The following is a 24,981-nucleotide window of genomic DNA, read 5'->3' as shown; positions in this document are numbered from 1 at the left end:
TTCATGCCCGCACCCATTTTATCGATTGAACAGTTGCACGAGTTCCTCGACCGAGAGTTTCCGCAGATCCATGTCGATGGCCGCGTGCTGGCGGTGACTGAGGTGTCCGATGGTCGGCTGGTGATGCGGCTTGATCCCAGCGACCGGCATCTACGGCCAGGCAATACCGTATCCGGACCCTCGATGGTGATGCTTGCCGATGTCGCAGCCTATGCGATCATTCTTGCACACATCGGTCCAGTTGCGCTCGCAGTCACGACGAACCTCAACATCAACTTCCTGCGCAGGCCCACGCTCGCGCCGATCTTCTGTGAATGCCGTCTGCTGAAGCTCGGCAAGCGGCTTGCGGTGGTGGATGCCCTTCTCACCCAGGAAGGCGCCGAACCCGTCGCCCAGGCGACCGCGACCTACTCGATTCCACCGCGTTAACGTGTGGCAATATAGTACCACACAGCTAACCACTTGTTTTCATTGATATTAAAAATTTCCGCTCCAGATCCCTCACCTTGACCGCGACAGCCTACATGCGTATAAGCCACCCATGAATGCGACCCCTTCCGGGGCCGTTTTCTTTTTGCCGCTTGATCGGCAAAACAAGCAACAAGAAACGCCCCGGCGACCGGTTCGGAAGCCACGGGTCCAAAGAAAGAGAAAACCATGTCAACCTTCGTTCAGAAGCCCGCAGAGGTGGAGAAGAAGTGGGTGATCATCGACGCCGAAGGCCTCGTTGTCGGTCGCCTCGCCACCATCGTTGCCAACCGCCTGCGCGGCAAGCACAAGGCTACGTACACCCCTCACGTTGACGACGGCGACAACGTCATCGTCATCAATGCGGAAAAGGTCGCCTTCACCGGCAAGAAGTATTCCGACAAGAAGTATTACTGGCACACCGGCTATCCGGGCGGCATCAAGGAGCGCACTGCGCGCCAGATCATCGAAGGTCGCTTCCCGGAGCGCGTCGTTGAAAAGGCTGTCGAGCGCATGATCCCCCGCGGCCCGCTCGGTCGTCGCCAGATGAAGAACCTGCGTGTCTACGCTGGCTCGAACCATCCCCATGAAGCTCAGCAGCCGGTCGTTCTCGACGTGGCATCGCTGAACAAGAAGAACGTAAGGAGCGCCTGATCATGGCCGATCTCTCCTCTTTGAAGGACCTCGCGCCGGCTGCTGAAGCCGCTGCTCCGGTTCATATCCGCAAGGTCGACACGCTTGGCCGTTCCTACGCAACCGGCAAGCGCAAGAACGCCATTGCCCGCGTCTGGATCAAGGCTGGCACCGGCAAGATCACGATCAACGGTCGTGACTTCTCGGCTTACTTTGCCCGCCCGGTTCTGCAGATGATCCTGCAGCAGCCGATCGTCGCAGCTGCCCGCACGGGTCAGTTCGACATCGTTGCAACGGTTGCCGGCGGTGGTCTTTCCGGCCAGGCTGGTGCAGTTCGCCACGGCCTCTCCAAGGCCCTCACCTACTTCGAGCCGGGCCTGCGTCCGGTCCTCAAGAAGGGTGGTTTCCTGACCCGCGACAGCCGCGTCGTCGAGCGTAAGAAGTACGGTAAGGCCAAGGCCCGCCGCTCCTTCCAGTTCTCCAAGCGTTAATCGCTTCGAGTTCTTTCGGGATTTTCAAAAGGCGGGGCTTCGGCTCCGCCTTTTCTGTTTGTGCGCTTGCCTTTATCAACAACGACATCCGCAACCGCCGTTGGAAGACGCCACCATGGCTGCCAAGACCATCGACCATGCCTTTACGGCGACGAGCCTGCGCTCCGCCGCAACCGACCCGACCTTTGCAGGCGCGCTTTCCTTCATGCGCCGCCGCTTCACCAAGGACCTGACCGGCGTCGATGCCGCAGTCTGGGGCATTCCCTTCGATGCCGCGACCTCCAACCGCCCCGGCGCCCGCTTCGGGCCGCAGGCGATCCGCCGTGCCTCGGCCATCTTCGACAACGATCCGCAGTATCCGTTCAACCGGGATCTGTTCGCGCAGATGTCGGTCATCGACTATGGCGACTGCCTGCTCGACTACGGCAACCATGCAGAAACCCCTGCGGCAATCGAACGGCAGGCGACAACGATCATCGACAGCGGCGCCTTTCTGCTGACGCTCGGCGGCGATCATTATGTGACCTGGCCCCTGCTGGAGGCGCATGCGGAAAAGCACGGGCCGCTGGCGCTTGTCCAGTTCGATGCACACCAGGATACGTGGCTCGATCATGAAGGCCGTATCGACCACGGCTCCTTCGTCGCTCGAGCCGCCCGCTCCGGCATTATCGATCCCGCGCACTCCATCCAGGTCGGCATCCGCACCCATGCGCCGGAGGACTGCGGCCTGCGACTGATCTATGGTCACGAGGTGGAGGAGATGACCGCATCCGAGATCGCGGCGGCGATCCTGGAGCGCACCGCAGGACGCCCCGCCTACCTCACCTTCGACATCGACTGCCTCGATCCGGCCTATGCGCCCGGTACCGGGACACCCGTCGCAGGGGGACCATCGAGCGCCAAGATCCTCTCGGTTCTCAGCAAGCTTGGCGCCCTCGACATCCGCGGCGCCGATGTCGTCGAGGTCGCGCCAGCCTATGACCACGCCGATATCACCGCCATTGCCGGGGCAACCGTTGCAATGTATATGCTCGGGCTGCGCGCAGAGCGACTGGCAAAAGGCTGAAGACGTGATTCAACTTTCTCCCAGTTTGATTCAGAATTCCAATCCAAGTTGTTGAAACGACAGGAACAAGGTTATGGCAGCAAAGATCTTCATCGATGGCGAACACGGCACCACGGGCCTGCAGATCCGCACCCGCATGGCCGGCCGCCGAGATGTTGAACTGCTGTCGATCCCGGAAGCCGAGCGTCGCAATGCGGCGATGCGCGAGGACCTGCTGAACAGCGCCGACATCGCAATCCTCTGCCTGCCGGACGATGCATCGCGCGAAGCCGTGTCGATGCTTGCCGGAAACAACAAGGTGCGGGTGATCGACACCTCGACCGCCTTCCGCGTCGACCCGAACTGGGCCTATGGCTTTGCCGAGCTCGACAAGGCGCAGGCCGAGAAGATCAAGTCGGCCCGCCACGTCGCCAATCCGGGTTGCTACCCGACGGGCGCGATCGCGCTCATCCGCCCGTTGCGTGCCGCCGGCATCCTGCCAGATGGTTACCCGGTCAGCGTCAATGCGGTCTCCGGTTACACCGGCGGCGGCAAGCAGTTGATCGGCCAGATGGAAGACCAGGGCCGGGAGGACGCGATCAGCGCCAACAACTTCCTTTACGGCCTGCCGCTCAAGCACAAGCATGTGCCGGAGATGAAGGTTCATGGTCTCCTCGACCGGGCGCCGCTCTTCTCGCCATCCGTCGGGCGCTTTGCACAGGGCATGATCGTGCAGGTTCCGCTTTTCCTTGAAGACCTCAAGGAAGGCACGACCATCGAAGGAATCCACAAGGCGCTGGTCGAGCATTATGCCGGCCAGGACATCGTCACGGTGGTGCCGCTTGAGGAAAGCAGCAAGCTGCCGCGCGTGGATGCCGAGGAACTGGTGAACCAGGACACGATGAAACTCTTCGTGTTTGGCACGCCGGGCGGCGCGCATGTGAACCTCGTGGCCCTGCTCGACAACCTCGGCAAGGGTGCGTCGGGTGCGGCCGTGCAGAACATGGACCTGATGCTTTCGGCCTGATGACCGAAAGCACTGTCGCTAAACGCCCTCGGCCAGCCTAGGCGGCCTGCCCTCTCGTTGCGAGAACCTGCCGCAGGCCAAGGTTCAGCACCAGCTTGTTTCCAGGCCCATGCACCGCCGCGAACAGCAAGCCGGCCAGGAAAGTGAAGTGGTCCACGAAGAAGCCGAACTCCGCCTCGTTCCCCTCCCAGTGGCTGGGACCGTGGAATGCGAGGGCAAGGAAGATCACATAGACACCTGCGAGCAGTGCCGCTTCTGAGAAGAAGGCGCCGGTGAGGAAGGCGACCGCCAGGCCGATTTCGAAGATCGCCGCGCACCAGGCGAGAAACAGCGGAAACGGGAAACCGGCGCCGGCGATGTAGTTTGCCGTCATCGGCATATCGATGAACTTGAATGTCGTCGCCATGACGAACAGGCCGCCGAAGATCAGCCTCGCCACCAGGATTGCCACTGTGCCTGCCATTGTCCTCTCTCCTCTTGTTCGGCCGCGCCCGTGCGGCGATACCCCAAGGACGGGCGGCAGAACCGTTTGCCGACATGGGGGTGTGAGAAATTGTGAGAGCGTCGCAGCAACAAAAAAGGCAGGCGGTAAAGGATCCGCCTGCCCCGTTGATGTCAGCCGTTGCGGAGGATGTCAGCTGCGCTCGACGATCGCCGTCTGCAGCGGATATTCGCCGATGAAACCACGCCAATGCGCCACGGCAAAACCAAGCACGACCAGCGCCATGCCCTGGTGGGTGAGCGCCATGTGAAGCGGCACCTGCATGACCAGCGTCGAGATGCCGATGATCGCCTGCACGCAGACGAGAAGGAACAGCACGACGGAACGACGTGCATGCGTGGTGCCCGGCGCCTTGGCGAGCGACACGATCATGTGGAGGAGGGTTGCGGCCCAGAGGAGATAGGCACCACAGCGGTGGACGAACTGCACCGTCTTCGGGTTTTCGAACAGGTTGATCCACCACGGCTGCTGGATGAACAGGTCGCCCGGGATGATCGCGCCGTCCATCAGTGGCCATGTCGTGTAGCTGAGGCCGGCATCAAGACCGGCCACAAGCGCGCCGAGATAGATCTGGAACAACACCAGGAAGGCAATGCCGGCTGCGGCCCAATGCGAATTCGACGTCGGCGCCGGATCCTTGGAATGCGGTGCAAGGCCGCGCATGATCCAGACCGACGCTGCAAAGATAAGGCAGGCGATCGTGAGATGAACTGCGAGCCTGTATTGCGACACGCTGACCAGCTTGCTCAGGCCTGACGACACCATCCACCAGCCAACGAAACCCTGAAAACCGCCAAGCGCCAGCAGGCCGACAAGGGGCCAACGTATGCGCCGCTCGATGCGGCCGGTGAACCAGAAGAAGGTAAGCGGCAGCGCAAAGATCAGTCCGATCGACCGCGCCAGGAAACGATGCGCCCATTCCCACCAGAAGATCGACTTGAACTCGTCGACAGTCATGTCCTTGTTGACTTCCTGGTATTGCGGAATGCGCTGGTAGAGCTGGAACTCCTCTTCCCATTCAGCCGCATTGAGCGGCGGAATGACGCCGTGGATCGGCTTCCACTCGGTGATCGAGAGGCCGGAGTCGGTCAACCGCGTCGCACCGCCAACGAGTACAAGGCAGAACAGGGTGAAGATCACCACGCCCAGCCAGATGCGCACCGCCTTCCGATCACGCTCCTGGCGTTTCGTCTGTTTCAGGACATCGATAATCACAGCATCCGTTGCGGACATGTCTCGGGCTCCGCCAATGTTCATGGGCGGCACTGGACGTGACGCTCCTGCGGTTCGTTAGGATTGTGCGTTGATTTGCGCCATCGACCCGTGCAAAACAAGCCCTCGTGGTTTGCGGCATGGGGTCGCGGCCCGGATTCGCATGAGCAGGAGAAGCCGTTTGGTACCGCGTCTGAGGAGCTTCATCGGCACCATTCTGATCATTTTCCTCGTCATCATCTATGCGCTGGTTGCCACCACGGTCGCAACCCTGATGCTGGCCACCTCGCCATGGTGGATCCATTTCCTCTACTTCCTGATCAGCGGCCTCCTGTGGATCCTGCCGGCGATGCTGATCATCAAGTGGATGGCGGGCCCAAAGCTCAAGAAGTAGCTGCTAAGCCGCAGTTAACCAGTCCCGGCACTAATCCCCTTTTCGCGCGGTGCATAAACCGTTTGTTCGGCTCCGTTTGCCAATCGTGTGACCCCACACGCATTGGAACCGGGAAGAGCGATGCAGACAGCCCGTCTTGTCTTCGAGCACGATAGATCAGTTTCGGCCGCGGCAGCCGAGGTTTCGCCAGAGGTGCGGTTTGCGCAACTGACGTTGGAGGTCGTGTCCGATCCCCGGGCCATCGAGGCCGACTGGCGGCGGCTGGAAGCGCTTGGGCGCAACTCGCTGCACCAGGGCTTTGACTGGTGCACGAGCTGGATTGAGGCGCGCAGAAGCGAGGCGGCCATAATCCGCGCCCATGTCGCGGGCAAGACCGCGCTCATCCTGCCGCTCGAAATCGTTGCCGAGAACGGCTGCCGAATCGCCCGTTTCCCCGGCGAGAGGTTCAACAACGTCAATACAGGCCTCTTTGATGCCGATCTTGCAGAGCCCGACGCGGAAGAGGTTCACAACTTTGCCTACCAGCTGAAACGCGCGCTTCAGGATCGCGCCGATCTGATCGTGCTGGACAGCGTGCCGCTCAACTGGCGCGGCATCCGGCATCCGCTGGCCGGGCTTGCGACCATCGAGAACCAGAACCATTCGTTCCAGCTTCCGCTTTTCGCCAATTTCGAAGCGACGATCGGCCAGCTCAACGCCAAGACGCGACGGAAGAAATTCCGCTCATCGACGCGCCGGCTTGAAGCAATCGGCGGCTTCGACCACGTGATTGCAAGCGAACACAGACAGAAACACGAACTGCTCGACCTGTTCTTCCAGCAGAAGAGCGAGAGGTTGAGGCTCGCGGGTTTGCCCGACGTTTTCCAGCCGTCCGAGATACGCCGCTTCTTCCACTCGGTGGTGGATGCGGGCGATCCGTCCGCCGATGCCCCGCTGATCCTGCATGCGCTGCGGCTGAAGGGTGAACACGATGGGCATGTCGCGGCAATCGCCGGCGTGTCGCGCAAGGGCGACTATGTCATTTGCCAGTTCAGTTCGATCGACGATACGGTTGGCGCTGACGCAAGCCCGGGCGAACTTCTGTTCTGGCTGGTGATCGAACATTGCTGCCATACGGGTGCGAGCACCTTCGACTTCGGCATGGGCGACCAGCCCTACAAGCGGAATTGGTGCCGCCAGGAGACGGTCCACCACGACATCCTGCTGCCGCTCACCTGGAAGGGGTCGCTGTTGCGCCCAGTGCTCGTAGGCGTCACGAAGGCCAAGGCGATCGTCAAGCGCAACCCGCGGCTTTACGCGATGGCGCAGCGCTGGCGTTCGCGCCGACATTCCGCGGCGCCCGAGGCCACCGCCTCCGACGAGTGATCCCTTACGCGGCCCTGCGACCGCTGCGGGGATGGTGGCGGTCGGTCGCTTCGGACATGACGAGCAGGTTCGGGTAGCCCGCCTCCTCAAAACCGAGGACGAGGGCTGCAACGTCCTCATCCTTGAAGCCCGGAACCGACAGTACGATCTCGGCGCCTTCCTTGCGCGTGAGACGTGAAAGACCGTCCGCTTCTGCCGGACCACACTCGATGACCACGAGGTCGTAGGCGTCGGCCAACGCGTCGATGATCATCGTCAGCCGGTCGGCGCCGCGCATGGCGCGCGCAGGATCGGACACACCCTGCGGGATGATGTGGGCGCTGGAAAGCCGGTCTGGATGGATGGCGTCACCAAAGGCGGTTTCGCCGCAGAGAAGATCGGTGATGCCCGGTAGCTTGCGGCTTTCGGCCATCAGCCGCGTCGGGCAGGCCGAGCCCGTCATGTCGATCAGCACGACCGAACGGCCCTGCTGGGCGATCTCGCGCGCCAGCACGACGGTTGCGGTCGAACCGGCGTCACCGCTCGGTGATACGGCAATCGCCACAGGTACGGCGTAACGCTGCAGGTAGTGCGCGACGGCGTCAATGGTAAAGCTTGGATCCTCGGATGCGGTCTCGTCTACCATGACCGATGCCGGCGCAGTGGACTCGGGCTGCGCGACGGCCTCTGCCGTAGCGACCGCCGGTGCAGCGGGAGCAACGGCTGGCGCTGCGGCCACCACCGGCTCCGGTCGCACTCGTTCTGGCTGCGAGACTGCGACGGGCACCGGAGCGGCAACAACGGGCGCGGCGTCTGCCGGCGCCACCTCGTCCCGACGCGGGTTCAACGGGCGCAGCGCACGGCCGGAGAAAAGCTCGGTGATCACGACAAGCAGGCAGCCTAGAATGAAGGTTACCAGCGATACAACCACAACGATCGGGATGATCTTCGGGAAATAGGGTTCGGACGGTTCGACGGCGCGCGAAACGACACGCGCATCGGCGGGCGTGGAATTGCTTTCCAGCCGCGAGGTCGCCTGGCGGTAGCGGGCAAGGTACGTTTCGAGAAGCTGGCGCTGGGCTGCTGCTTCCCGCTCCAGGGCGCGCAAGCCGACCTCTTCTTCGCCGGCCCGGGCGGAATCCGCCTTGAGCCCGTTCAACTGGCTCATCAGTTGCCGCTCGCGGATCCGCGAAAGCTCCGCTTCGTTGTCGAGGCTGGTGAGGATCTTGCGCGTTTCGCTGTCGATCTGCTGGCGAATACCGGCAAGCTGGGCGCGCAGCCCCTTGAGGCGCGGATGCCCTTCGAGCAGCGAGGTCGCGCTGTCGGAGATCTGCGCCTGAAGATTGGCCTCGGCCTCCTTCAGACGCTGGATCACCTGCGAGCCCACCACATCGCTCAGCGTATCGACCGAGCGGCCGGCCTTCAGCGCCGCACGCACGTTTTCGGCGCGCGCTTCGGCATTGGCGCGTTCCGCCCTCACCCGTGTCAACTCTGCGGAAATGTTGTTCAACTGCTGGGTCGACAGGCTGCTGGTTTCGGTCGTCTGAAACAGGCCGTTGGCGGAGCGGTAGTCGGCGACCTTCTTCTCGGCCTCCCTCACCCGCTCCGTCAGGTTGGCGATTTCGGGCTCCAGCCACTTGGCGGTTTCGGAATGGGTGTCCTGCTTGGCGCCGCTCTGGAACTCCAGGTAGACTTCCGCCATCTGGTTCGGGATGTCCGATGCGAGCTTCGGATCATGCGAGGAGAATTCAATCGCGATGACGCGTGAGTTCTCCACCGCATAGACATGCAGCTTCTCGCGGAATTCCTCGATCACCCGATCTTCCGCATTGAGCTTCATCGGGTCCTGTTTCAGCCCGATCATCACCAGCGGGTTCGGGATCAGCGCCTTGCCGGCGGGGTCGAATTCTTCCAGCTTTGCCAGACCGAGGTCACGCACCACCCGCTTGATCAGGTCACTCGACTGGAGGAGTTGCGCCTGGCTGGTGACGTTGAGCGAGTCGAGAAGCGGATCATTGGCCTGGGCGGCGGCTTCGGCTCCGGACAGGTTCGGCGAACGGGATTCGATCAGCACCCGCGTTTCGCCCATGTAGCTCGGTTTTACCAGGCTGGCGCCAACCAGGGCCACCGCGGCAGCGACAACCGTGACACCGAGGATCCTGACCTTGCGATCCCACACAGCGGCAATGATGCGGCTGAGATCGATATCCACGTCCTGATTGCCACCGTTTACGCCCGACATAACACGCTCCAACTCTCGGTTGGGCGCGATGGTAAAGGATCATGGTAACCTGCGGGTTAATGGTGCAGCGGCCCTTTTCGAACCCACCAAACGGCAAAATCAGCGGGCGCCTTTACCGGGCGTTAACCCTAACAGATTGATAACAGCAGCCAGATGAACCCCGCTGGAGCCTGGAACGCAATGTCGTTCGCCCCTATCAAACGTGTGATTGCCAGATCCGCGCTCGTGCTTGGCACGGCCGTGATGATCCTGAGCGGCTGCACAGGCTATGCGCCGGCGCCCAAGGGCTTCGACCAGGCTGCAATCCAGCCTTACCGCCTGGACAGCGGCGACCGCCTGCGCATCAGCGTCTTCGAGCAGCCCAGCCTTACCAACAGCTATACGGTGGACCAAGCCGGCTACATCGCGTTTCCGCTGATCGGCCAGGTGGCGGCGCGTGGCCAGACCCTGCCCGCCATGGAAGCCGCGATTGCCGCACGCCTGAAGCAGGGATATCTGCGCGACCCGGACGTGACGATCGAGGTCGACCGCTATCGCCCCGTCTTCGTCATGGGTGAAGTCGGCCGCCCGGGCCAGTATTCCTATGTTCCTGGCATGACGGCACAGAACGCAATCGCGATTGCAGGCGGCTTCACCTCGCGTGGCAACCAGCGCGATGTCGACGTAACACGCAAGATCAACGGTGAGGTTATCACCGGGCGGGCCAACATCTCCGCCCCGGTTCTCGCAGGTGACACGATCTACGTTCGCGAACGGCTCTTCTGAACAGAGCCATGACCCAACAAGCTCCATTGCGGATTCTGCACTGCTTTCGATCGCCGGTGGGCGGCATCTTCCGGCATGTGCGCGATCTCGTGGAGGAGCACCGAGCAGCAGGCCACGACGTCGGCATCCTTTGCGATAGCCTGACGGGTGGCGCGCATGAAGAGCGCCTGTTCGACAGCATCCGGCCGATGCTTTCGCTCGGCCTGTCCCGAATTCCCATGCGCCGGGCGGTCACGCCGACCGACGCGGTGGCCATCTACAGGAGCTACAAACACATCAAGAGCTTGCAGCCGAACATCTTGCACGGTCATGGCGCCAAGGGTGGCGCATTGGCCCGGATGATCGGCTCAGCCCTGCGGGTGAACAGGTATTGCGTAGCCCGCCTCTATTCGCCGCATGGCGGCACCCTCCACTTCGAACGTGGCAGCCTGTCCGGCCAGGTCGTGTTCCGGATGGAGAAGTTCCAGGAGCGCCTCGGCGACGCAGTCGTTTTCGTCTGCGACTACGAGCGACGCACCTATGAAGCCAAGATCGGCGCGCCCCGCACGCTCTCGCGGGTCATCTACAACGGCATCAAGGATGCTGAATTCACGCCGGTCGGGACGATCGAAAACGCGCGCGACTTCCTTTATATTGGCATGATGCGAGACCTGAAGGGACCGGATGTCTTCATCGACGCCTTCACCCGCACCGAAGCTCTGTCCGGGCGCCGGCTCTCCGCCCTGATGGTCGGCGACGGGCCCGACCGCGACCGCTATCAGGCGACTATCCAGGCCCGCGGCCTCTCCAACCGGATCGAGATGCGGCCGGCCATGCCGGCAAGGGAAGCCTTTGCGTTCGCGAAAACCATCGTCGTCCCGTCCCGCGCCGAAGCCATGCCATACATCGTGCTGGAAGCGCTTGCGGCCGGCAAACCGGTCATTGCGTCCCGTGTCGGGGGCATTCCCGAGGTGCTGGGAGAACAAAGCGCCGCACTTGCCATACCTGGCGATGCGGAAGATCTCGCGCGGATCATGACAGCATCGATGGCGACGCCGGACTGGAAAGATACCGTGATGCCAAACCCGGAAACTTTGAAAAAAGCATTCTCGGCCTCTGTGATGGCCAGTGAAATGCTTGACCTGTACCAAAATGTACTTGCCTCAGCGGCAACGGGCGCGCCTCGCTAAAGGCTTCTTTCACCTCTTTTTGCTAGTGCCTGTCTATTGCTCCGGGGCTTGATCATCTCGGCAGCCGAGGGGGACAGGGCAGATGAGCCAGCCAAACACGTCCGAACAGCTCAACATGGAAGACCTGCGCAAGAAGGTCTCCGAACTGCGCGCGAGCCAAGAGCGGCACGAGGCGACGGGTGTGACGGAGCTCAACCCCTTTGCGCGGCAGATTGCCGAACAGTTCCGCGACCAGACAACCTCGCCTGCCATGCTCATCGGGCAGTTTCGATTGGCGGAGTTCATCTCGCTCCTCTTCATCGGCCTTCTGGTATCGATGCTGGTTGCGCCAACCGGTTGGGCAGCGCTCTTGAACCGCGTCGCATTGATCGGGCCGGGTGCTGCGCTGACGGTTCTGCTGCTGCAGCTCGTCGACACCTACCAGATCCCTTCGCTGCGCGCGGCGGGGAGCACAACGAAGCGCGTCCAGACGGCGTGGATCCTGTCTTTTGTCCCGACTGCCGTCGCGGTGCATTTCCTCGATACCCCGCTGACCTTTGGTGGTTATGCAGCATGGTTTGCGTCAGGTGCCGTCTTCCTGCTGCTCGAGCGGCAGTTCATCGCCTATGCGATCCGCAACTGGGCCCGCAACGGCGTGATGGAGCGGCGCGCCGTGATTGTCGGTGGAGGCGAGCCCGCCAAGCAACTGGTTCGCCAGCTTGAAGCACAGCCGGACAATGACATCCGCATCTGCGGCATCTTTGATGACCGCGGCAGCGAGCGCTCCCCCACTGTCGTCGCCGGCTACCCGAAGCTCGGCACCTTCGGCGAGTTGGTGGAGTTCGCACGCCTCGCCCGCATCGACATGCTGATCATCGCGCTGCCGGCAACGGCCGAACAGCGCATCCTGCAATTGCTGCGAAAGCTCTGGGTCCTGCCTGTCGACATACGGCTCGCCGCACATGCGAACCGCCTGCGCTTTCGCCCACGCTCCTATTCGCATGTCGGCGCCGTGCCGATGTTCGACATTTTCGACAAGCCGATCCGCGACTGGGACTCGGTTGCCAAACGCCTGTTCGACATTGTCTTTTCGCTGGGCGCCATCGCGGTCCTGTGGCCGATCATGCTCGCCGCCGCCATTGCCGTGAAGATGACGTCGAAGGGCCCGATCATCTTTCGCCAGAAGCGGCATGGCTTCAACAACGAGATCATCGAAGTGCTGAAGTTCCGCTCGATGTACACGGAGATGAGCGACCAGACGGCGGTGAAGGCCGTCACCAAGGGTGACCCGCGCGTGACGCCGGTCGGCCGTTTCCTGCGCAAATCCTCGATCGATGAGCTACCCCAGCTCTTCAACGTGCTTCGCGGCGAACTGTCGCTGGTCGGCCCGCGCCCGCATGCGGTGAGCGCGCAGACTGGTGAGCGCAAATATGTCGACGTGGTCGAGAGTTATTTCGCCCGCCACCGGGTAAAGCCCGGCGTCACCGGCTGGGCGCAGATCAACGGGTTGCGCGGCGAGCTCGACAGCGATGAGAAGATCCGCGCCCGCACGGCCTACGACCTCGATTATATCGAGAACTGGTCGCTGCTGTTTGACCTGAAGATCTTCTTCCTGACGCCGATCCGGCTCCTCAACACGGACAATGCCTATTGAGCGCCGTCGTCCACAGTCCTGATCATTTCGATGCGCGGCTGGCAGCCCTGCGGATTGCCGGCACGGCACTGATTGCGTTCGGCGTCTTCCTGTCCGGCTTCGTCATCTCCGAACCGGCGCCCTATGAACTGGTGATGGCGATCCAGATCGCCATCTGGTTCATCCTGGGCCTGAAGATTTCGCGCACCACGGCCGCCCTGCTGGTTCTGCTGATGGTCTTCAACCTCGCGGGTCTCCTGACGATGTTCGTGATGAAGGACATCAGCGGCGCGCCCCTCTATTTCGCCGTGTCGATCTTCCTGGCGCTGAGCGCGGTCTTCTACTGCGCCGTCATCGAGGCCGACCACCGCCGGCTCAACCTATTGTTCAAGGCATGGGTTGCAGCCGCCATCATCACCTCGCTGCTTGGCATCGCGGGTTATTTCAACGCCTTTCCCGGTGCCCATGTCTTCACCCGCTACAACCGGGCGATGGGTGCCTTCGAGGATCCGAACGTCTTCGGGCCATACCTTGTGGCACCGCTGCTTTATCTCCTCTACCGGATGCTGACCGGGCCGCTCATCAAGACGCCGCTTCTCATCCTGGGCTTGCTTGTGCTGACGCTTGGCATCTTCCTGTCCTTCTCGCGCGCGGCCTGGGGCCTGCTGGTCTTCAGCGGCGTGGCGCTCGTGGTCGTCATGCTGCTCAAGCAGCGCACGACGGCGTTCCGGTTCAAGATCCTGGCGATCGCCGGCGGCGCGGTCCTGGTGCTGGCGCTGGCGCTCATTGTCGCGCTGCAATTTCCCCAGGTCTCCGAACTCTTCTCCAACCGCGCCAAGCTGGTGCAGGAATATGACGGCGCCCGACTTGGCCGCTTCGAGCGCCACAAGATCGGCTTCCTGATGGCGATGGAGCGTCCGCTGGGGCTCGGCCCGATGGCCTTCGGCAAGATCTTTGGCGAAGACGAACACAACATCTGGCTGAAGACGCTCACCACCTATGGCTGGCTCGGCGCGATCACCTACCAGATCATGCTGTGGACCACGATCGGCTTCGGCTTCCGCTACATGCTGCGCGAACGCCCGTGGCAGCCATACCTGATGATCGCCTGGGTGATGATCCTCGGGCACGCCATCATCGGCAACGTCATCGATACCGATCACTGGCGGCATTACTACCTGCTGCTCGGCATCGTCTGGGGCTGTGCCGCGCTTGAACACCGGCTGCAGCGCCGCGGTGGACCGGAGGCGAACGCGCTTGCGTCTTGACTTGGCCGCCAAGCGCACCAGATCAGTTCCATGCTGACTGCTTCCCAAATCCGTGCGGCTCGCGCCATGACAGGAATGACCGTCGACGACCTCGCCGAGGCCTCCGGCCTGCCGCGTGACGTCATCGAGGACGCCGAGGCAGCACAGGCCACTCCGCCGACCGACGTTGCCGAGCGCCTCAGGGTGATCTTCGAATCGAAGGATGTCGTGTTCCTTGCAGCTGGCGAGGACGACGCGAATGTCGGCCCGGGCGTGCGGTTGCGCCAACACTTGGCGAACGAGGGCATTCGCCCGCAGAACCTCAGCGCTGCCAACGACGGCTGACCTCGGCTCCAATCAATCAAGTGACTCGACGGCTGGCCTGTCGTCTTCGAAAAATCGCCTTGCGCGCATTTTTTCCAGGAACAACTTCTTCTTCAAATCGTTGGTGTTCGAATAATCAGAAGAAGGGGCTGGGCATGACGACGCATCTCAAGCTTGAAGAGCTCAACAATCAGGGTTTGAAGAAGGTTTGGAGCGTTGCGGAGTTCGCAAAACGCTATCGCCTCCACCGCGAGGAAGAAGCACGGCTTCTCAAGCTGCTCGGACCCTTTGCCTCCCAGCAGGAACTGCTGATGAACGCCACGCGGGCACCGCGCTTCCGCTAATCTCATCTGGCGTCATCCAAGTAGTGGTCCGCCAGATCTCTGATACATTATTGCTTCTTCTGCAGCTTCATCTTTATCCGGAACAATTGCCGTGGCGATCCAGTTTGGCGTGCGTGAACAAGTTCGCGCAGCATTGGCCGCAGCCACTGTGCAGAAGGAGGATAACAATGAACAAGATGCTTTCTACTGTGGTGCTGTCCAGCGTACTTTCGCTCGGCGCCATTGCTGCAGTTTCGACGCCGGCATCCGCCCAGGATGTCGAGCTCCGCCTTGGCCCGGATGGCATCCGCCCGGTCATTCGTGACAGGGATCGCGACCGCGACCGCAATCGTGAATATGGCCGCCGCGACAGGGGCTGCTCGCCCGGTGAAGCACGTGCCGCCGCCCGCGACGAAGGTTTCCGCCGTCCCGAAGTCGTCCGCGTTACCGATCGCAGCATCACGGTCCGCGGCTGGACCTCGAATGGTCCCGACCGCATCACCTTCGCCAACCGTCGTGGTTGCCCGGAAATCTGATTACCGCCGCCTGAACTCGAAAGCCCCGCCCCCCGCCCCCGCGGGGCTTTTTGTTTGCGTCGTCGGGAAATCGACGTTCGCAAACATTGATGTTATCGTCGCCTGGTGGGGGTGCCGATGGTTTTTCCGGGGCAGCGCAGGGATGTGGACATGCCGCTTCTCGCGGTGCTTCTCGGCTGCCTGCTGCTGGCCGCCTTTAAGGTCGAGGCTGATACGACACTGACCGGCGAACTGGTGGTGGAAGCCATCTCGCATCCGTGGCTCGTCGCACTGCGCACCATGATGTTTCCGATCGTCTTGGCGATCGCCGCGCTTGCCGCTGCGTGGTCCCTGCTCGGCGCAGAGCTGCGGCTTCGCCTCCATCCCGTTTCGCTGCTGATCTGCGCCCTGCCCTTCTATGCGGCCTTCCGCAGTTCGTTCGAGGATGCGGATCTGGCTTTGAAGAGCCTGCAGGCGTTCCTGCTGTTTGCCTTCCTGACGATTTTCATCGCCTTCCGGCGCGCCAACGTCAGCGATGATATTGTGGCGGACACGGTCGCGGCCGCTTTCAGCCTGTTTTCCTTGATCCTCGTTTGCCTCAACCTGATGTTCTATCTGGGTGGCTACGGTTACCTTGGCCAGAACACACGCTTCTTCGGCACGACGGTTCATCCGAACTTTCTCGGCGTGCAGATGGCGGTCTGCGGCATCATTCTCTTGCATCTGGCGCTAATAGCCCGGCCCATACTGAAGCCGGTGGCCATTGCGGCTCTGGCAGCCGCGGTGTTCCTGCTGGTGCAGACCGGCTCGCGCACTGCTCTCGTTGTCCTCGCAGGTGGCTTTTACCTCTGCGCCTGGCGCGTCATCGGCTTCAAGGCGCGCCTGGCGTCCGGCGCGCTGCTCTTGGCCGCGGTCGGCCTTGTTCTTGTTTCGGACCTTGCTCAGGACAACTGGCTGGGGGTCTATTCCCGCGGCGGCTTCACCGACACCCGGTCGGCGGCCTGGCAGGATCTAGTCCGTCGCATTGCCAAACGTCCGGTGCTTGGGCTCGGTGTTTTCGAAGGCGCGTCAGAGAACTCGCTGATGCGCGGCTGGGCGGCTTACGGCCTGCCCTACTTCCTCATCATGTCGGCCATGATCCTCGCAGGTTTCGCCAGCCTCTACCGGGCAAGCAGAAGCGCCCAAACATCATCTGCCGGCCAGTTGGTGGCGGGACTGTTCTTCGGCCTCATCCTCGGCAGCATGTTCGAAGGTTATCTCTGCGACAACATGAGCGTCGGAATCGTGACGCTGGTCATCGTCTCCTCCGTCATCGGAGCACCGTCTGCACCGGCAACCGAGGATATTCCTGCCGCTTTGGACGATCTAGCGGCGGGCGCTTGAGCCACCGCCGGCGCATGAGAACCGCGGGCCGAGACATCGGCGCTCGTTTTTCGCTTGCATCAAAACAAGGGAACGACTAGGGAAACCGTGCTCCCCAAGCTTGGCCATGTGTCGGGCAAACGAGCGGTGACGGAATGTAGCGCAGCCAGGTAGCGCACTTGACTGGGGGTCAAGGGGTCGTGGGTTCGAATCCCGCCATTCCGACCATTTCTATTTGAGCTTATTTGCGTAAGCTGAGGTTAAAGCCAGCCGGCCCCGTTGCCTGCTGGCTTTTTCGTTTTTGCCAATACATCCGATTTTTAGAGATTTCTTGACGAAGGCGCCGGTTGTGGGCTTCCCTGATGGCGCGCGGTGTCCATTTAATCAAGACCAACTTCGCGAAGCACGCACTGACGGAAAAGACGATGGATCTAGCCACGCCTGCCTCGCCTCTCAGCTTCCTCGCCGGTGACGGTGAGGTCGCCCAGCGCATGCGCGATCTCGACTGGTCCACGTCGCCGCTTGGGGATCCAGAGGGCTGGCCGCAGTCGCTCAGCCTGGTCGTCAGCCTGATGCTCTCGTCGAAATTTCCGATGTTCGTGGCCTGGGGGCCGCAACTCGGCTTCCTCTACAACGACGCTTATGCCGATATCCTTGGGTCCAAGCATCCGCAGGCGATCGGCCAGCCGTTCCAGGAGGTCTGGTCCGAGATCTGGACGGACATCCTGCCGTTGATCCAGGCGGCGATGTCCGGCAACGCGATCTACCGGCAGGACCTGCCGCTCCTCATGCTGCGCAGGGGATTCGAGGAGCAGACCTGGTTCACCTTTTCCTATTCTCCCGTCAGGGACGAGAGCGGCCATGTGGCCGGCATGTTCTGCGCCTGCACGGAAACCACCGCCCGCGTGCTGGCAGAGCATGCGGTGATCGAAAGCGAAGCCCGCTTCCGCAACATGGCGGACCACGCGCCGGTGATGATGTGGGTCACCGATCCGAGTGGTCACTGCACCTATATCAACCGCGCCTGGCACGACTTCACCGGCCAGACGCAGGAGGATGCGCAAGGGTTCGGCTGGCTGGAAGCCACCCATCCCGAGGACAAGATCGAGGCGGAGCGCATCTTCCGCGAAGCCAATGCGACGCGTTCCCCGTTTCGCGCCGAATATCGCCTGCGCCGCCATGACGGCACCTATCGCTGGGCGCTCGATGCCGCCGCACCCCGGTTCGACGACAATGGCGAATTTCTCGGGTATGTCGGCTCGGTCATCGACATTGATGCCCGGCGCGAGGTGGAGGATCGGCAAAGGCGCAGCGAGGCGACGCTGCGGACCTTGACCAACGCCCTGCCGGCCTTCGTGTGGTTTGCGACGCCGGACGGCGAGACGCATTACCTCAACAACCGCTGGTACGAATATACCCGGCAGACGCGCGAAGAAGCCCTGCCCAACGGCTGGATCACCACGCTGCATCCGGATGACGTCGAGGAAACCGCGGCCCGTTGGACCGAGGCGCGTGAGCAGGGCAAGACCTACGAAATCGAGGTGCGCTATCGCCGCGCCGACGGCGTTTATCGCTGGTATGTCGTGCGGGCGGAACCGCTCCGTGACAGCAGCGGCAGCGTAACGGGCTGGGTCGGCACCTCCATCGACATCCATGATCGCAAGGAAGCGGAAACGGCGCTGCGGGAGAGCGAGACGCAGTTCCGGATCATGGCTGATGCCGTGCCACAGATCATCTGGATTACAGATGCTGAAGGAAGGGCCGAGTTCTTCAATCGCCACTGGTATGTCTACACCGGCTCGGAACCGACGGAGACAACCGCCAGTGCCGTTTCCGACCGCCATGTTCACCCGGACGATGGCGAGGCGACCCTCGCGGCGTTTGATGCCGCGCGCGTCAACGGCACGACGTTCCTCGTCGAGCACCGCATTCGCTCGGCCTCCGGAGACTATCGCTGGTTTCTCGTGCGCGGCGAGCCTTACCGGGATCCGCAGTCGGGCGCGATCGTGCGCTGGTATGGCGCATCCGTCGATATCCACGACCGAAAGGTCGCCGAAGCAAAACTTCATGACCTGAACCAGACGCTGGAGCGGCGGATCGAAGCCGCGCTGCAGGAGCGCAAGCTACTGGCAGACATCGTCGAGGGAACGAATGCCTTCGTGCAGGTCCTGTCCGCCGACTACGAGTGGCTCGCGATCAACAGGGCGGCGGCCGACGAGTTCGAGCGCATCTATGGCAAGCGGCCGCAGGTCGGCATGAACATGCTCGAGCTTCTGGCCGATCATCCACAGAACCAGGCGACGGTCCGCAGGATCTGGGCACGAGCGCTGTCCGGTGAGGAGTTTTCCGAGGTTGGCGAATTTGGTGATCCGGACCGCGACACCCGCTTCTACGAAATGAAGTTCAGTGCGCTGCGCGACGACTCGGGCGAACTCATTGCAGCCTACCAGTTCGTCTACGACGTGACGGAGCGGATGGAGGAGCAGGAGCGCCTGCGCAAGGCAGAAGAAGCGCTGCGGCAAAGCCAGAAGATGGAGGCGATGGGCCAGCTAACCGGCGGCGTCGCGCACGACTTCAACAACCTCCTGACGCCGATTGTCGGCAGTCTCGACATGCTTCAGCGTCGTGGCGTTGGTGGCGAGCGTGAACAACGGCTGATCTCGGGTGCCATGCAGTCTGCCGAGCGTGCCAAGACGCTGGTGCAGCGGCTGCTTGCCTTTGCACGCCGCCAGCCGCTGCAGGCGGTGCCGGTGGACATGGCGAAGCTCATTCAGGACATGGGACAACTGGTGGCGAGCACCACCGGGCCGCAGATCAAGGTCGCGATCGACGTTTCCGAAGACCTGCCGCCCGCCAAGGCTGATCCGAACCAGCTGGAAATGGCACTGCTCAACCTGGCGGTCAACGCGCGTGACGCGATGCCGGAAGGCGGGACGTTGCGCATTTCGGCAAGCCAGGAGGTGGTGCGCGACGGGCCACGGCCCGATCTGCAGCCGGGCAACTATATCCGCCTTTCCGTGGCAGATACCGGTTCCGGCATGGATCAGGCGACGCTTGCCCGGGCGATCGAGCCGTTCTTCTCCACCAAGGGCATCGGCAAGGGCACCGGGCTTGGGCTTTCAATGGTGCATGGTCTTGCCCAGCAGCTCGGCGGTGCGCTGAAGATCTCCAGCCGCCCGGGCTTTGGCACCAATGTCGAGCTATGGCTGCCGCAGAGCCTTGAAGCCGCCTCCCCCGCAACCGAGGCGCCAGAGGCCGTCGCATCGGTTCCCTCGCAAACCACCGCACTCCTTGTCGACGACGAGGAACTGGTGCGGCTCACAACGGCGGACATGTTGGCGGATCTTGGCTACAACGTCATCGAGGCAGCCTCTGCCGAGCAAGCGATCGCGATCCTGGACGGTGGCCAGCGGTTCGACGTGCTGGTGACGGACCACCTGATGCCGGGCATGACCGGCACGGATTTGGTCGAGATCGTCAAGGCGCGGCTGCCGGGCACGCCGTGCCTGATCGTGTCAGGCTATTCCGGCGACCAGGGCATCGAGCCGGGCCTGGCGCGCCTCACCAAGCCCTTCCGCAAGGACGAGCTCGCCAACATGTTGAACCAGTTGCAGGGCGCGGCTTCCGTCAAGTGACGCCGGGATTGCCCGATGGGCGCAATCCCGATCGGCTCAAGCGATCTCAGTCCGTCAGCGCAACGGGAAGCGCGCGCTTGTGTCCGCTGGCACGGTAAGTCGACAGGATGCGATCCAGCGACTCCTTGCGGATCACCTTGCCCTCCAGGAAGTCGTCGATCTCGTCATAGGTCACGCCATAGACTTCTTCATCCGGCTTCAACGGCGCGTCCGATTCCAGATCGGCGGTCGGCACCTTGAAAACGAGGTTGTCAGGAGCACCAAGATGCTTGGCCACCGCCCGGACCCGCCGCTTGTTCAGGCCCGACAATGGAAGGATGTCCGCGGCACCATCGCCGAACTTCGTGTAGAAGCCCATCAGCGCTTCAGCGGCATGGTCGGTGCCGATGACAATGCCACGCATGCCGCCGGCCAGGGCATATTGAGCGATCATCCGCTGCCGCGCCTTGACGTTGCCAAGGTGGAAATGCAGGCGCGGTCCGGCGACGAGATCATCGGCTTCCCGCCGGACCTCGGCCATCATCGCATCCGCCGCCGGCTGGATGTTGATCCGCACGGTCCGGTCCGGCTTCATGACATCCAGGCAAGCCTGGGCATCGGCCTCATCCGCCTGCTCGCCATAGGGCAGCCTGACGGCGACAAAGGTTGCCTCAAACCCACCGGACCGCAGTTGCTCCACCGCTCTTTGCGCCAGCAGCCCTGCAGTCAGCGAGTCCACGCCGCCGCTGATGCCGAGCACGAAGCCCTTGGCGGATGATGCCTTCAGATAGTTGGCAAGAAAGCTTGTGCGCCGCTCTGCTTCTTCCCCTGCATCGAACTGCGAGGTGACGCCGAGCGCCTCGATGATCTTCTGCTGTTCCTCCAACAAGAAGGCCTCCTTCATGATTCTGTCCGGTTCATCTAGACGTACGAGCAGGCGGTGAAGTTCCTTCTAAACACCTGCCCGCCAACAGAAAAAGCCCGTTCTGCACGAGGCAGAACGGGCTTCCGTTGCATTCCTTGACGCCTGTCTCAGGAGTAAGGCGAGTAGCACTGCTGGCGCGGGCCGTTGTACGGCTGGAACGTGTTGTCGTAGGCGCGATACGAACGGTAGCGCGAGTAGCACCAGTTCACATGTGCACTGCCACCGCTGATGTAACGACGTGGCGCAACATAACGCGGTTCGGCATAACGGGGTGCCGCAAGAGCGCCGCCGATGATGGCGCCGGCTGCAAGGCCACCAATGATGGCGCCGGCACCGGGCCCGCGCCGATAATGGCGGTGCCCATAGTGGCGGGGACGATAGTGGCCACGTCCGCCATGCCATCCACCACGACGGTGACGGTACTGGACCTGTTCAACATCCTTCGGTGCTTCCACCTTGAGAGGGCTGACAGACGGGAATGCCTGCGCTGGTACTATGCTGCTGAGCGCGGTCATCAAGGACAATGCGACGACGGCGAGTTTCTTTTTCATGAGTTCACCTCCACGAGCCTTGGTTAGGACGCGATAATCGTCTTCTCCGGCTGAACCTGAGGTGAATGTATTTGTCTTCTACTTGTTCCAGCCGGCCCTCAACCGGAGCGGCTGTTCGCTACCAGAGTTCAGTGTGCACAGAGGATATTTCGCAGTATACATCGATCACCGCCTGTGCGATTGCAAAATCTGCAACAGTCACATTGGCGTGAAAGACACTAGTGAGCATCAGTATTTGCTTTTTCATCGCGGCTCATGATCGGCCGCAGATGCTGCTAACAATGCTAAGCGCAATATACTCCCCAAGGCACCGCTACATCATCCACATCGATCGCAAATCGAAAGATGCTACGCTCTCCGATTTGCCCGAACTGCTGCGGCAGTATCCCAATATCACCTTCCTGACCCGCCACAAGGTCGCCTGGGGTGGCTTGTCGCAGATCACGATTGAACTTCGCACGGCGCGAATGGCGATGACTGATCCGGGCTGGGACTATTTTGTTTTCCTCAGCGGCACCGACTTTCCGGTGCGTCCGCTTGCGGACCTCGAAGAAGTACTTGTGTCAGCGGACAAGCGCAGCTTCATCGACCGACGCGAAATTGCAACGCTGCCACCTCGCCTCCACACACGCCTGCGCAAGCGCAACCGGTTCGCCTATCTCGAGCTCCTCGGCAAGTCCTGGCGGCTGCCGATCCCGTTGAAGTGGTTCGGCAAGCTGCCGCTTTACTATGGCTCGCAGTGGCACTTCCTGCATCGATCATTTGTCGAGGCAGCATTGGATCGCGTCGACAGGCATGGGCTTCCCCGGATCATGCGTTACTGCTCAATCCCCGACGAAGTCTTCTGGCAGAACATCCTCAATGACGTGCCGGGCATCGAGGAGAGGATCGTGCCGTACAATCACCGTTACATCCAGTTCTCGGGCAAGCATCCGAAGTGGCTTGTCGGTGCGGATATCCCGGCGATCGAGAGCAGCGGCGCCTTCTTTGCCCGCAAGTTCGATCCGCAGGTTAGCTTCGAGGCTGTGGCGCATTTCGCGCCCCTGAATCCGGATCGGTCGCTGTTGTAGGTTACCGTTTGTTCTCTCGAACCGGCGCTATATCCGTCAGCGCACCTGGTCCAGCAACCGCTTGCATTCCAGCAGGTCGAACAGCGCTTCCTGGAGCAGCGCCCTGTCTTCCTTACCGACACTCGATTTCCCGATTGACACTTCCGGCACGTCATCGTCCTGCGAGGAGCCAAAGCCGAAGAAGCGGCCGCTTGGCTTCACCTTCGGGCGCCCGACGATCTGGTCCTCGTCCGGCGCCGGCGCCTTGGGCTCGACATGTTTCTCGTTGTTGGCTGCCATGATGGCTTCCATCGTCGCCATGTCGCCGGAGGCGATGGCGGCCACGAACTTGTTGCCGTTGGCCTTGAGGAGCTTCTGGACGCCCTTGATCGTGTAGCCGTGGTCGTAAAGCAGGTGGCGGATGCCCTTCAGCAGGTCCACGTCTTCCGGGCGGTAGTAGCGGCGCCCGCCGCCACGCTTCATGGGCTTGATCTGCGGAAACCTGGTTTCCCAAAAACGAAGCACGTGCTGCGGAAGGTCAAGGTCATCTGCGACCTCGCTGATTGTGCGAAAAGCATCCGGGCTCTTGTCCACGCGTCACTCTCCCAACACGAAACGGCCTCAACGGCAGAAGCCACTGTTCGTTTGATAAACGCGAATCGAGGCAATCTCAACGAGTTACGTCGGATGTTTGCAGTCTTTTCACCGGATGATGGCGCGAAGCACCTGCTCAGGCGACCGGGCTGACCGGCTTCTGCTTTGCCTTGCGGGACGTGTGAGCCTTGAGGATCCGGCTCTTCAGAACGTTGGATGCCTTGAAGGTCATGACCTTGCGCGGGGAGATCGGGACCTCCTCGCCGGTCTTGGGGTTGCGCCCGATACGCTCGTTCTTGGCGCGCACCTGGAAGGTCGCGAACGACGAGAGCTTGACCACTTCGCCACGCACGATGGCGTTGCAGATTTCATCAATAACCGTCTCGACAAGCTCGGCCGACTCCGTCCGAGAAAGCCCGACCTTACGGAAAACCGATTCCGCCAAGTCTGCTCGTGTCACTGTCTTACCGGCCATGATCCCCGCCCAATTCTGAGATTGATCTTGTCGAAGCCGCTAGACAGTATTTTGCTTGGACGCAGGGGTCAAGCACCTGTGTCGTCTCGATTATTTCTCTTTTGAGGAAGGTACGAATTTACCAGCGGATGAGAACGGCACCCCATGTGAACCCACCGCCCATCGCTTCCAGCATCACCAGATCGCCCTTCTTGATTCGCCCGTCGGCGAGTGCAACGGACAAGGCGAGCGGTATGGATGCCGCCGACGTGTTGCCGTGAAGGTCGACCGTCACCACCACCTTTTCGGGCGGGATGCCGAGCTTCTTTGCAGATCCATCGATGATGCGGCGGTTGGCCTGGTGCGGCACGAGCCAGTCGAGATCCTCTGCCGTCGTTCCGGTCGCCTCGAATGCGGCCTCGATCACGTCGGTGATCATGCCGACTGCGTGCTTGAAGACTTCGCGGCCCTCCATGCGCAGGTGGCCGACAGTGCCGGTCGTGGACGGGCCGCCGTCGACGTAGAGCTTCTCCTTGTGCGAACCGTCGGAGCGCAGGTGCGAGGTCAGGATGCCGCGGTCCGCTACGGTCCCCTCGCCTTCGGCAGCTTCGAGGATCAGCGCGCCTGCGCCGTCGCCGAAGAGCACGCAGGTCGTGCGGTCCGTCCAGTCGAGAATGCGCGAGAAGGTTTCCGCACCGATGACGAGCACGCGCTTGGCCATGCCGCCGCGGATGTGCAGGTCGGCAGTCGCCATCGCATAAACGAAGCCGGAGCAGACGGCCTGCATATCGAAGGCGTAGCCATGCGTCATGCCGAGCCGGTTCTGGATATTCACCGCCGTGGCCGGAAATGTGTTGTCGGGTGTCGAGGTCGCCAGCAGCACGAGGTCGATGTCGTCCGGCGTCAGGCCGGCATTGTCGAGCGCTGCGCGGGCCGCCTGTTCGCCAAGCGATGCCGTCGTCTCGTCGTCGCCGGCGATGTAACGCTGGCGGATGCCGGTGCGCTGGACAATCCACTCGTCGGAGGTGTCGACAAGCGTCTCCAGTTCCTTGTTCGTCATCACCCGCTTCGGGAGCGCTGCTCCATAACCGCGAACCACTGAACGGATCATATTCATTT

At 62.0% G+C, this 24,981-nt stretch carries 25 protein-coding genes and 1 tRNA gene; 18 read left to right on the top strand and 8 right to left on the bottom strand.

Translation table 11 applies throughout. The features are described 5' to 3' along the window. Positions 1-3 precede the first annotated feature (3 nt). The 5 genes from CYG48_RS04250 (at position 4) to argC (ending at position 3,664) form a co-directional block, all read left to right on the top strand. The gene (locus tag CYG48_RS04250; RefSeq protein ID WP_118849238.1) at positions 4-429 is read left to right on the top strand and encodes a PaaI family thioesterase; all 426 of its coding nucleotides are present in this window, start codon (positions 4-6) and stop codon (positions 427-429) included. 228 nt (positions 430-657) lie between these two features. Further along, the gene (gene rplM / locus CYG48_RS04245) at positions 658-1,122 is read left to right on the top strand and encodes a 50S ribosomal protein L13 (protein WP_118849237.1); all 465 of its coding nucleotides are present in this window, start codon (positions 658-660) and stop codon (positions 1,120-1,122) included. Positions 1,123-1,124: 2 nt separating this feature from the next. Next, positions 1,125-1,592 (top strand): 30S ribosomal protein S9, encoded by a 468-nt coding sequence (rpsI, locus tag CYG48_RS04240; protein WP_118849236.1) that lies wholly within the window; start codon positions 1,125-1,127, stop codon positions 1,590-1,592. A gap of 115 nt (positions 1,593-1,707) precedes the next feature. Further along, positions 1,708-2,658 carry an agmatinase gene (gene speB / locus CYG48_RS04235; RefSeq protein ID WP_118849235.1) on the top strand — a complete coding sequence of 317 codons (951 nt, stop codon included), beginning with the start codon at positions 1,708-1,710 and terminating at the stop codon, positions 2,656-2,658. Between the two features lie 73 nt (positions 2,659-2,731). Then, positions 2,732-3,664: an N-acetyl-gamma-glutamyl-phosphate reductase gene (gene argC / locus CYG48_RS04230; RefSeq protein WP_118849234.1), complete on the top strand. Its 933-nt coding sequence runs from the start codon at positions 2,732-2,734 to the stop codon at positions 3,662-3,664. A gap of 37 nt (positions 3,665-3,701) precedes the next feature. On the opposite strand, the gene CYG48_RS04225 is transcribed toward argC, so the two are convergent. Further along, positions 3,702-4,127: a DoxX family protein gene (locus CYG48_RS04225; protein ID WP_118849233.1), complete on the bottom strand. Its 426-nt coding sequence runs from the start codon at positions 4,125-4,127 to the stop codon at positions 3,702-3,704. Positions 4,128-4,298: 171 nt separating this feature from the next. Beyond that, positions 4,299-5,399 carry a COX15/CtaA family protein gene (locus CYG48_RS04220; RefSeq protein WP_118849232.1) on the bottom strand — a complete coding sequence of 367 codons (1,101 nt, stop codon included), beginning with the start codon at positions 5,397-5,399 and terminating at the stop codon, positions 4,299-4,301. 142 nt (positions 5,400-5,541) lie between these two features. On the opposite strand from CYG48_RS04220, the gene CYG48_RS04215 reads away from it, so the two are divergent. After that, positions 5,542-5,772, top strand: coding sequence for a DUF2842 domain-containing protein (locus CYG48_RS04215; protein ID WP_390920534.1), 231 nt, complete (start codon positions 5,542-5,544; stop codon positions 5,770-5,772). 120 nt (positions 5,773-5,892) lie between these two features. Then, complete coding sequence (locus tag CYG48_RS04210) at positions 5,893-7,137, top strand: GNAT family N-acetyltransferase (protein ID WP_118849230.1); 1,245 nt, start codon at positions 5,893-5,895, stop codon at positions 7,135-7,137. Between the two features lie 4 nt (positions 7,138-7,141). Here CYG48_RS04210 and CYG48_RS04205 read toward each other — a convergent pair whose 3' ends face one another. Then, positions 7,142-9,358 carry a GumC family protein gene (locus CYG48_RS04205; protein WP_118849229.1) on the bottom strand — a complete coding sequence of 739 codons (2,217 nt, stop codon included), beginning with the start codon at positions 9,356-9,358 and terminating at the stop codon, positions 7,142-7,144. A gap of 180 nt (positions 9,359-9,538) precedes the next feature. On the opposite strand from CYG48_RS04205, the gene CYG48_RS04200 reads away from it, so the two are divergent. The 10 genes from CYG48_RS04200 (at position 9,539) to CYG48_RS04155 (ending at position 20,310) form a co-directional block, all read left to right on the top strand. Then, positions 9,539-10,123, top strand: a complete 585-nt coding sequence (locus CYG48_RS04200) for a polysaccharide biosynthesis/export family protein (RefSeq protein ID WP_118849228.1) — start codon at positions 9,539-9,541, stop codon at positions 10,121-10,123. A gap of 8 nt (positions 10,124-10,131) precedes the next feature. Then, on the top strand, positions 10,132-11,292 hold the full coding sequence (locus CYG48_RS04195; RefSeq protein WP_118849227.1) for a glycosyltransferase family 4 protein: 1,161 nt from the start codon (positions 10,132-10,134) through the stop codon (positions 11,290-11,292). An 82-nt stretch (positions 11,293-11,374) separates the two neighbouring features. Next, positions 11,375-12,925 (top strand): undecaprenyl-phosphate glucose phosphotransferase, encoded by a 1,551-nt coding sequence (locus tag CYG48_RS04190; RefSeq protein WP_118849226.1) that lies wholly within the window; start codon positions 11,375-11,377, stop codon positions 12,923-12,925. After that, positions 12,922-14,172 carry an O-antigen ligase family protein gene (locus CYG48_RS04185; protein ID WP_118849225.1) on the top strand — a complete coding sequence of 417 codons (1,251 nt, stop codon included), beginning with the start codon at positions 12,922-12,924 and terminating at the stop codon, positions 14,170-14,172. Before CYG48_RS04190 ends, CYG48_RS04185 begins: the two co-directional genes overlap by 4 nt. Positions 14,173-14,238: 66 nt before the next feature. Next, positions 14,239-14,496: a helix-turn-helix domain-containing protein gene (locus CYG48_RS04180; RefSeq protein ID WP_150132682.1), complete on the top strand. Its 258-nt coding sequence runs from the start codon at positions 14,239-14,241 to the stop codon at positions 14,494-14,496. A 134-nt stretch (positions 14,497-14,630) separates the two neighbouring features. Next, positions 14,631-14,819: a hypothetical protein gene (locus CYG48_RS04175; protein ID WP_118849223.1), complete on the top strand. Its 189-nt coding sequence runs from the start codon at positions 14,631-14,633 to the stop codon at positions 14,817-14,819. Positions 14,820-14,986: 167 nt separating this feature from the next. Beyond that, complete coding sequence (locus tag CYG48_RS04170; protein ID WP_118849222.1) at positions 14,987-15,334, top strand: hypothetical protein; 348 nt, start codon at positions 14,987-14,989, stop codon at positions 15,332-15,334. A 150-nt stretch (positions 15,335-15,484) separates the two neighbouring features. Further along, the gene (locus CYG48_RS04165) at positions 15,485-16,696 is read left to right on the top strand and encodes an O-antigen ligase family protein (protein ID WP_118849221.1); all 1,212 of its coding nucleotides are present in this window, start codon (positions 15,485-15,487) and stop codon (positions 16,694-16,696) included. Between the two features lie 130 nt (positions 16,697-16,826). Beyond that, positions 16,827-16,903 (top strand) — tRNA-Pro (locus tag CYG48_RS04160). A gap of 197 nt (positions 16,904-17,100) precedes the next feature. Then, a complete protein-coding gene (locus CYG48_RS04155; RefSeq protein ID WP_199925208.1) occupies positions 17,101-20,310 on the top strand; it encodes a PAS domain S-box protein in 3,210 nt (1,069 codons plus the stop codon). A 46-nt stretch (positions 20,311-20,356) separates the two neighbouring features. Here CYG48_RS04155 and nadE read toward each other — a convergent pair whose 3' ends face one another. Continuing rightward, positions 20,357-21,193, bottom strand: coding sequence for an ammonia-dependent NAD(+) synthetase (gene nadE / locus CYG48_RS04150; protein WP_118849219.1), 837 nt, complete (start codon positions 21,191-21,193; stop codon positions 20,357-20,359). A 128-nt stretch (positions 21,194-21,321) separates the two neighbouring features. Continuing rightward, entirely contained in the window at positions 21,322-21,765 is a 444-nt protein-coding gene (locus CYG48_RS04145; RefSeq protein ID WP_118849218.1) for a BA14K family protein, read from the bottom strand. A 281-nt stretch (positions 21,766-22,046) separates the two neighbouring features. On the opposite strand from CYG48_RS04145, the gene CYG48_RS04140 reads away from it, so the two are divergent. After that, entirely contained in the window at positions 22,047-22,835 is a 789-nt protein-coding gene (locus CYG48_RS04140) for a beta-1,6-N-acetylglucosaminyltransferase (RefSeq protein WP_245450409.1), read from the top strand. Positions 22,836-22,871: 36 nt separating this feature from the next. On the opposite strand, the gene CYG48_RS04135 is transcribed toward CYG48_RS04140, so the two are convergent. The 3 genes from CYG48_RS04135 to CYG48_RS04125 form a co-directional block, all read right to left on the bottom strand. Continuing rightward, positions 22,872-23,408 (bottom strand): MerR family transcriptional regulator, encoded by a 537-nt coding sequence (locus tag CYG48_RS04135; protein ID WP_118849216.1) that lies wholly within the window; start codon positions 23,406-23,408, stop codon positions 22,872-22,874. A 136-nt stretch (positions 23,409-23,544) separates the two neighbouring features. Continuing rightward, entirely contained in the window at positions 23,545-23,883 is a 339-nt protein-coding gene (locus CYG48_RS04130; protein WP_118849215.1) for an integration host factor subunit alpha, read from the bottom strand. A 118-nt stretch (positions 23,884-24,001) separates the two neighbouring features. Then, a complete protein-coding gene (locus CYG48_RS04125) occupies positions 24,002-24,973 on the bottom strand; it encodes a beta-ketoacyl-ACP synthase III (protein WP_118849214.1) in 972 nt (323 codons plus the stop codon). Positions 24,974-24,981 lie beyond the last annotated feature (8 nt).

It is taken from the genome of Neorhizobium sp. SOG26, from assembly GCF_003491345.1.
In the GTDB taxonomy this organism is placed as follows: Bacteria; Pseudomonadota; Alphaproteobacteria; order Rhizobiales; family Rhizobiaceae; genus Neorhizobium; species Neorhizobium turbinariae.
Note: the sequence above shows the minus strand (reverse complement) of the source record. Positions and strands in the feature narration are given on the sequence as shown.

Coding starts and splice junctions, on each gene's coding strand:
- CYG48_RS04250 (WP_118849238.1), top strand. CDS start 4: ATGCCCGCACCCATTTTATCGATTGAACAGTTGCACGAGTTCCTCGAC.
- rplM (WP_118849237.1), top strand. CDS start 658: ATGTCAACCTTCGTTCAGAAGCCCGCAGAGGTGGAGAAGAAGTGGGTG.
- rpsI (WP_118849236.1), top strand. CDS start 1,125: ATGGCCGATCTCTCCTCTTTGAAGGACCTCGCGCCGGCTGCTGAAGCC.
- speB (WP_118849235.1), top strand. CDS start 1,708: ATGGCTGCCAAGACCATCGACCATGCCTTTACGGCGACGAGCCTGCGC.
- argC (WP_118849234.1), top strand. CDS start 2,732: ATGGCAGCAAAGATCTTCATCGATGGCGAACACGGCACCACGGGCCTG.
- CYG48_RS04225 (WP_118849233.1), bottom strand. CDS start 4,127: ATGGCAGGCACAGTGGCAATCCTGGTGGCGAGGCTGATCTTCGGCGGC.
- CYG48_RS04220 (WP_118849232.1), bottom strand. CDS start 5,399: ATGTCCGCAACGGATGCTGTGATTATCGATGTCCTGAAACAGACGAAA.
- CYG48_RS04215 (WP_390920534.1), top strand. CDS start 5,542: ATGAGCAGGAGAAGCCGTTTGGTACCGCGTCTGAGGAGCTTCATCGGC.
- CYG48_RS04210 (WP_118849230.1), top strand. CDS start 5,893: ATGCAGACAGCCCGTCTTGTCTTCGAGCACGATAGATCAGTTTCGGCC.
- CYG48_RS04205 (WP_118849229.1), bottom strand. CDS start 9,358: ATGTCGGGCGTAAACGGTGGCAATCAGGACGTGGATATCGATCTCAGC.
- CYG48_RS04200 (WP_118849228.1), top strand. CDS start 9,539: ATGTCGTTCGCCCCTATCAAACGTGTGATTGCCAGATCCGCGCTCGTG.
- CYG48_RS04195 (WP_118849227.1), top strand. CDS start 10,132: ATGACCCAACAAGCTCCATTGCGGATTCTGCACTGCTTTCGATCGCCG.
- CYG48_RS04190 (WP_118849226.1), top strand. CDS start 11,375: ATGAGCCAGCCAAACACGTCCGAACAGCTCAACATGGAAGACCTGCGC.
- CYG48_RS04180 (WP_150132682.1), top strand. CDS start 14,239: ATGACAGGAATGACCGTCGACGACCTCGCCGAGGCCTCCGGCCTGCCG.
- CYG48_RS04175 (WP_118849223.1), top strand. CDS start 14,631: ATGACGACGCATCTCAAGCTTGAAGAGCTCAACAATCAGGGTTTGAAG.
- CYG48_RS04170 (WP_118849222.1), top strand. CDS start 14,987: ATGAACAAGATGCTTTCTACTGTGGTGCTGTCCAGCGTACTTTCGCTC.
- CYG48_RS04165 (WP_118849221.1), top strand. CDS start 15,485: ATGCCGCTTCTCGCGGTGCTTCTCGGCTGCCTGCTGCTGGCCGCCTTT.
- CYG48_RS04155 (WP_199925208.1), top strand. CDS start 17,101: ATGGATCTAGCCACGCCTGCCTCGCCTCTCAGCTTCCTCGCCGGTGAC.
- nadE (WP_118849219.1), bottom strand. CDS start 21,193: ATGAAGGAGGCCTTCTTGTTGGAGGAACAGCAGAAGATCATCGAGGCG.
- CYG48_RS04145 (WP_118849218.1), bottom strand. CDS start 21,765: ATGAAAAAGAAACTCGCCGTCGTCGCATTGTCCTTGATGACCGCGCTC.
- CYG48_RS04140 (WP_245450409.1), top strand. CDS start 22,047: ATGCTAAGCGCAATATACTCCCCAAGGCACCGCTACATCATCCACATC.
- CYG48_RS04130 (WP_118849215.1), bottom strand. CDS start 23,883: ATGGCCGGTAAGACAGTGACACGAGCAGACTTGGCGGAATCGGTTTTC.
- CYG48_RS04125 (WP_118849214.1), bottom strand. CDS start 24,973: ATGATCCGTTCAGTGGTTCGCGGTTATGGAGCAGCGCTCCCGAAGCGG.